This window comes from Polaromonas sp. P3_C2 (assembly GCF_056402675.1).
On record NZ_JBFUGX010000208.1, the window covers coordinates 1 to 6,565 of the forward strand.

The following is a 6,565-nucleotide window of genomic DNA, read 5'->3' on the forward strand; positions in this document are numbered from 1 at the left end:
TGTCGGTAAAGGTCTGTGGGTGTTTCTTGCTTGAATCCGTATCAATACCGGTTCGACCCTGGTGTTTGCCTGCTGAAAACACAAAAAGCGGTTGACGCGCTGCTGCGGCGTTGCACAATGAAGGCGTGCGCTGGATCATCCAGCCGCCCGATGCAAATCGTGCACAACCTGYCAGGAGACATTCATGAGTGACGCGGACAACCCTTCTTTCCCCGGTTTCGGCAAGCTGGTGCCCGGCTTTGACTTTTTGCAGAACCTGGCCAAACAGGCGGCAGGCAGCGCCACACAAAGCATTCCGCAGTTGCCCAACCTGGGCAACTGGGTAGCGCCCACGCTGAATGTTGAAGAACTCGACAAGCGCATCGATGAACTCAAGGCTGTCCAGTTCTGGCTTGACCAGAACGCCACGGCGCTCAAGGCGACCATCCAGGCGCTGGAGGTGCAGAAGATGACGCTGGCTACCCTCAAAGGCATGAACTTCAACATGGGCGATGTGGCCAATGCCTTCAAGCTCAAGGTGGCCGACAGCGTGGCCGGTGGCGTGCAGCGTGTGGCCGACAAGGCCCGCACGTTTTCGGGGCTGGAGGTCCCGCCAACGAGCTTTGGCGCGGACAAGCCGGCCGCCACATCCAAGGCCAAGGCACCCGGCGCGGCCAAGGCCGGCGCGCAGCCGGCCGGCGTGGTGGACCCGATGCWGTGGTGGGGCGCGCTGACCCAGCAGTTCCAGACGATTGCGGCAGATGCCATGAAGGATGCCGCCAAAAAAACGGCCATGGACACCACCAAAAGCCTGGCGACCGGCCTTGCCAAGGACGCGATGAAGACCGCCACCGGCATGGCAACGGGCATGGCCCGCAACATGGCGGAGTCCGCCGGTAAAACCGTGGCCGGCGGCGCACGCGCGGCCATGAACACGGCCCTGCGCAGCAGCCAGGCATGGCCTACACCGGCCGCCGGCAAAACTGCCACCAAAACGAAACCCAAGGCCAAGGCGCCAGCGCGCAAGGCTGCAACTAAAACCGCACGCAAAACCACGCGTTGATACAGGCCGACTTTTCACTGAATTTCACCAGGACCCCATGAAGCTTTTTCCCTACGGCCACGCCACCCATCCGCAATGGCAGATGGCGGCAGGCCTTGTGCTGGCGCAGCTGCGCGCCTACCTCGCATTGCCCGGCTACGCCAAATCGCCCACGCTGGCGCTGCTCTACATCACCGATCACTATGCGGCACACGCGCAGGATATTCTTGACCATCTGAGCGCCGAATTGCCCGACATCACCGACTGGAGCGGCACGGTGGGTGTGGGTATCGCCTCCAACAACGTCGAGTACTTTGACGAGCCGGCGCTCACGGTCATGCTCTGCGAGCTTCCGCATGACCAGTACCGTGTGTTCTCCGGGGTGTCGCCCTTGCCCCCGGCCAGCCAGGGAAGGTTCAAGGCGCATACGGCGCTGGTGCATGCGGACGCCGGAACGCCCGACGTTGCCGAACTGATCGACGAAATGGCACAGCGCACCGGCAGCGGCTATGTGTTTGGCGGCCTGGCCTCCAGCCGCTCCAGTACGGTGCAGTTTTCCCTCAGCGGGCATGGCAATGTCAAGGGGCAGGGCGCGGCCGGCGGTGTCTTCACCGGGGGCCTCAGCGGTGTGGCTTTTGGCCAGGGCGCGGCACTGATGTCACGCATTACCCAAGGGTGCCGGCCGGTGTCTGCGCATCATGAGATCACGGCCTGCGAGTCCAATGTGGTGACCGAGCTCGATGGACAGCCGGCACTGGAGGTGATGCTGGCAGACCTGGACGTGTCGCTTGATGAGCCGCGGGAGGCCTTGGCCAAAGTGCGGACCACGCTTGTCGGCTTGAGCCGCCCGGCAGACATTCCCCATGACGGCGCCGGCCGGCACGGCCAGTTTGGCGCAGAGGTGCTGGTGCGCCACCTGATCGGGCTGGATCCGGCGCGCAAGGGGATTGCCATCGCGGAGGTGCCCGTCGTGGGCATGAAGCTGGCTTTCTGCGAACGCAACATGGAAGCCGCGCGCGCCGACCTGGTGCGTGTGTGCGCCGAGATTCGTGAAGAGCTGGAACCGGAAGAAGTCACGCTGGAAGTTGCCAGCGCCTTGAGCGCGTCAGAGGCCGAAGCCACGCCGCATGCGGCCCGGCGCATTGCGGGCGCGGTGTACGTCAGTTGCTCCGGCCGTGGCGGCCCGCACTTCGGCGCGCCCAGTGCCGAACTGCAGATCGTGCGGCGGGCCCTGGGCGATGTGCCGCTGGTTGGTTTTTTCGCCGGCGGTGAGATCGCCCGTCACCATCTGTACGGCTACACCGGCGTGCTGACGGTGTTTACGTCACCTGCCTAGGTTTACCCCTATCGGACGCTCACTGCGTGTAGCGCCTTTTCCCCTTCCAGGGGACGGGCGCCTCGCGGCCGGCAAAGCCGGACCGCGGCCCCCGCTTGAAGAGGCCGTGGGGAGCTATAAAACCTGAGCTTCCAGCAATTCGACAGGGTCGCCATAGCGCGCTGCCAGCGCCACCACTGACGGGTCGCGCAGTGCGCACAAAAAACCGTCCTTGATCAGGGTGCAGCCCCCTGCAGTCACGGTGCTGTCCAGCGTGATGAGGTCCATGTGCACGGGCGGCTCTTCCCAGTTAGGCATGACACGGCGTATGTAGTGGCTGGGTTGCGCCAGGTCGATGCCGAAGTGCAGCGCTCCGGGAGAGTTTGAGCCGGCCGGGTACACGGTGTGGCGCGGCGCCTTGGGGTTGAAGCCGCAGCCGCCGCCTTCGATCATGCGGCCACCGACCAGCATCTCGCGCAGGATCACCGCTTCTTCTGAAATTCCCTCAACCGATGAAATTGTGTCGCCTTCAAAATGGACGGCGATTTTTTCCTCGAACGGTTTGGCAAAACCGACCGCCCATTGCGGGTAAAGCACGCCCGCCATGGGCACCACGGCCTTGAAATCATTCTTGACCGAGTTGTGGTCCCACAGATTGGGGCCGTGTGTCGGCAGGTAGTGCACATAACAGCCGTCTTCCTCGGCCGTCATCTGGCCGCGCCAGCGGTTGGTGGCCAACTGGTTGGCGCGCATCGCCTGCGTGAAGCTGATGCGGAAGTCGCTGCCCCGCGGATCGGTGAAGCGCAGGTCGAAATCGCCTTCGGTCGGGTAACGGCTGGCCGTTTGGCGGATGATCTCACCGATGAGATCGACCGGAAAGCGCGCTTGCGGCGTGTGCAGCAGATCCAGGTTGCGAAAGTAGGTGATCTTGACCCAACGCTGGCCGGTGCGGCGCAGGTTGATGCACAAAGGGTCGAGGATGGAGCAGAACCAGGTAGACACCACAAAAGTGGCCTTCTTCAGCATGGCATGCACTTCTTCAGGCACGGCGGTCACCTGCGTGCTCGGCTCCATGTAAATGCGCACCTCGGCGCCGCGTGACTTGGCAATGCCGATCACGGCGTCGATCACGCGCGGGTCCAGCAGAGGGTCGGCCAGCATCAGCACCCGGTCACCGGGACGTATCGCCATCACGCGCGAGAAGTTGTCCAGCGCCTGGAAGAAGTATTTGGTGTCGGTCAGATTGGCCGCAACCGGGATGGGCAGGCCAACGTAGGTGGAGATGGGTTTCATCGTGATTTCGTCGGAATTGCATGCACAAAATAGCCGAGCAAGCCGTAATCAGCTGAATAATACCAGTAAACATCAAATTTACTTAGTTGGCTAATGTAATTGCATGCAATATGTCGAGTATGCCAACAAGGGAGTACCAGCAGGCCCCGCGGAACCGGCTTTGCCGGGCCGCAGGGGTCGCCCCCTTGAGGGGGGAGCAGACTACACGAAGTGAGTCTGAACGGGGGTGTTACCTACGAAGTGCAGCGAAGGCCTCGAACTCCCAGCTCCGCATGGCCAGCAGCAAGGTGAATCCTTCGCGGTCCTTGTCGCCCAGCTTCTGGTCGGTCTGGTGCTGTTGGGCAAAGTCTTGCGCCACCCGCTGCATGCGCTCCAGGAACGAAGGCGCCAGGCCGCGGCTGATGGAGCCGTGCACCAGCAGCAGGCCTTCGCCATTGCCGTCAAATCCACCGGAAAAATAGTCAAGCAGGGCGTTTTCGCGGAAGTAGTCCATGACCGGCCCGTGCGGTCGCCAGCGGAAGGTCTTGGCGAGCTTGAGCCGGTAGCGGTTCAGCGGCTTGAGCTCGATGATGCCGATGCGGTCCAGTTGCGCGAGGTATTTGATGCACTCGGCTTCGGTCAGCCGGTAACTGGTGGTGATTTGCTCCAGCGTCCATTGCGACAGCACGCAGATGGCGGCCAGCAACAGCTTCTTGTCGGCCACCACGGCTTTTTCCTGTGCTTCGGTCAGCTCCGCCAGCAGGGGCTGGGTGTCGGCGATGCGCCTGGCCAGGTCGGCAAAGTCCAGCTTGAGCGCGCGGCAGATCGCGTCGATACGCGAGAGGGGCATATCGCCCCTGGCCAGCATGCGCTTGACGCTTGACTCGGCCATGCCGAGTTTGACGGCCAGGTCGGCGTACGTCATGCGCGCCGCCTTGAGTTCCTTTTTGAGGACGATGACAAGATCTGCGGTAGTGCTCATGAGTATCGATTATCGGTACTTTCGGGATGAATAGTAAGAACTGGTTCTAATTCCGGTGCTTCTTCCGGCGCTTGGCCTGCACAGTGCAGCTTCATTCACACAGGAGCTGCCCCATGCCAATCAGCCTGAAAACCGCCCACCGCCGTGTTGTGCCGCCGCCTTCCTGGTTTGCGCAGATGAAGGTATCGGGCTGGAAAGCCCCGGCCTGCCGCCGCGAATGCGCGCTCGCCGGCGTGTTGCTTGCGATGCTGGCGGCGGCATTGCTGGGGCCGTCGGTGGCGCAGCCTTTGCACTATCACGACTTCGCCGACCAACGAGCCTGGGGATGGTTGCCGCATGCGATGGACGTCCTCAGCAACCTGCCGTTCATGCTGTGGGGCATGGCGGGTGCCTGGGCCCTTGTGCGTGCCGTGAAGGCGCGGGCGCTCAGCGCCGCCGCCGCAGGTTTCGCAGGGCTGTTCTTTGCCGGCTTGGCCCTCACCTCCATGGTTTCTGCAGCCTACCATCTGCAGCCGGGAGATGCCGGGCTGGTCTGGGATCGGGGCGGCATGGTGTTTGCCTTCGCAGGCTTGCTCGGGCTTGGCACCATGCAGGCCGTCAGCACCCGTGCCGGTGTAGCGGTTGCTGCAGCAGTCCTCGTTCTCGGACCGTTGTCCGTGCATCTTTGGTCGCACACGGGCAATGTGCTGCCCTGGGCCGTTTTGCAACTCGGTGGCATGTTGCTGATTGTCGGCGTCGCCTGTTTGCGGCCCACGCTGGCAGGGCGGGTGTTGCCCATCCGCTGGATGCTGGTGGTGGCCATTTATGCGCTGGCCAAGCTGCTCGAGCTGGGTGACCACGCGGTGTTCGAATGGACGGGTCAGCTGGTTTCGGGCCACACCCTGAAGCACGTGGTGGCCAGTTGTGCTGCCTGGCCCGTCGTTGCGGCGCTTCTGGACGCCCGAAAATTCAAGGCAGAATCCACAGCAGCATTCAAAAACAGAGCAGGCAGGCCATCCCGCCACAGTCTGCCGCACAACAACTGAAAAGAGGAGTCAAGCATGCCTGTTGATATGGCCGCCGCGGTGTCGCCACCCCCCGTTCACGAGCATCCGAACCAGTTCGCGCTCCTCAAGCAGCGCCGCTTCGCCCCTTTCTTCTGGACGCAGTTTTCAGGGGCGGCCAACGACAACCTTTTCAAGTTTGCCTTCACCGTGATGGTGACCTACCAGCTCAGCGTGAGCTGGCTGCCTCCCGCGCTGGCGGGGCTGGCCATTGGCGCTCTGTTCATCCTGCCCTTTCTGCTGTTCTCGGCCACCAGCGGGCAGCTCACCGACAAGTTCGAGAAGACGCGCGTGATCCGCTTTGTCAAGAACCTGGAAGTGGTGATCATGCTGATCGCTGCGGTCGGCTTCATGAGCAGCAATGCCAATGTCCAGGTGCCCGTGCTTTTGGGTTGCACGTTTTTGATGGGGCTGCATTCCACGATATTCGGCCCGGTCAAATTTGCCTACCTGCCGCAGGCGCTCAACGAGCGCGAGCTGACCGGCGGCAACGGCATGGTCGAGATGGGCACCTTCGTGGCCATTTTGCTGGGCCAGGTGGTGGGTGGGCTCATGGTGGCCGTACCCCAGGTCGGGCCGGACTATGTGGCCATTGCATGCATCGGCCTCGCACTGGTTGGCCGGCTTGTCTCGCAGTTTATTCCGCTGACGCCAGCGACTGACCCAGGCCTGAAAATCAATTGGAACCCGGTGACAGAAACCTGGCGCAACCTCAAGCTTGCCAACGGCAACCTGGTGGTATTCCGCTCCATGCTGGGTATCAGCTGGATGTGGTTTTTTGGCGCGGTATTCCTGAGCCAGTTTCCGAGTTTTGCCAAAGAGGTGCTGCACGGTAACGAGCAGGTGGCGTCTTTGCTGCTGGTGGTGTTTTCCATCGGCATCGCGACCGGATCGCTGCTCTGCGAAGTGCTCAGCAAACGCCACGTCGAGAT

6 protein-coding genes are annotated in these 6,565 nt (G+C 62.4%); 4 read left to right on the plus strand and 2 right to left on the minus strand.

All coding sequences use genetic code 11. The annotated features are described in order from the left end of the window. The first annotated feature begins 184 nt into the window (after positions 1 to 184). Together AC1DWI_RS10650 and AC1DWI_RS10655 are read left to right on the plus strand one after the other, a co-directional pair. The gene (locus tag AC1DWI_RS10650; RefSeq protein WP_477724807.1) at positions 185 to 1,042 is read left to right on the plus strand and encodes a PhaM family polyhydroxyalkanoate granule multifunctional regulatory protein; all 858 of its coding nucleotides are present in this window, start codon (positions 185 to 187) and stop codon (positions 1,040 to 1,042) included. Between the two features lie 37 nt (positions 1,043 to 1,079). Further along, positions 1,080 to 2,357: an FIST signal transduction protein gene (locus AC1DWI_RS10655; protein ID WP_477668730.1), complete on the plus strand. Its 1,278-nt coding sequence runs from the start codon at positions 1,080 to 1,082 to the stop codon at positions 2,355 to 2,357. Positions 2,358 to 2,471: 114 nt separating this feature from the next. Here AC1DWI_RS10655 and AC1DWI_RS10660 read toward each other — a convergent pair whose 3' ends face one another. Next, positions 2,472 to 3,629, minus strand: coding sequence for a hypothetical protein (locus AC1DWI_RS10660; RefSeq protein ID WP_477668729.1), 1,158 nt, complete (start codon positions 3,627 to 3,629; stop codon positions 2,472 to 2,474). Positions 3,630 to 3,858: 229 nt separating this feature from the next. Then, positions 3,859 to 4,590 (minus strand): helix-turn-helix domain-containing protein, encoded by a 732-nt coding sequence (locus AC1DWI_RS10665; RefSeq protein ID WP_477668728.1) that lies wholly within the window; start codon positions 4,588 to 4,590, stop codon positions 3,859 to 3,861. A 113-nt stretch (positions 4,591 to 4,703) separates the two neighbouring features. Between AC1DWI_RS10665 and AC1DWI_RS10670 the strand changes: the two genes are divergently transcribed. Both AC1DWI_RS10670 and AC1DWI_RS10675 read left to right on the plus strand, forming a co-directional pair. Then, positions 4,704 to 5,615, plus strand: coding sequence for a hypothetical protein (locus AC1DWI_RS10670; RefSeq protein ID WP_477668727.1), 912 nt, complete (start codon positions 4,704 to 4,706; stop codon positions 5,613 to 5,615). 15 nt (positions 5,616 to 5,630) lie between these two features. Further along, positions 5,631 to 6,565: MFS transporter (locus tag AC1DWI_RS10675; RefSeq protein ID WP_477724808.1), on the plus strand; the 935-nt coding region annotated here is incomplete at its 3' end.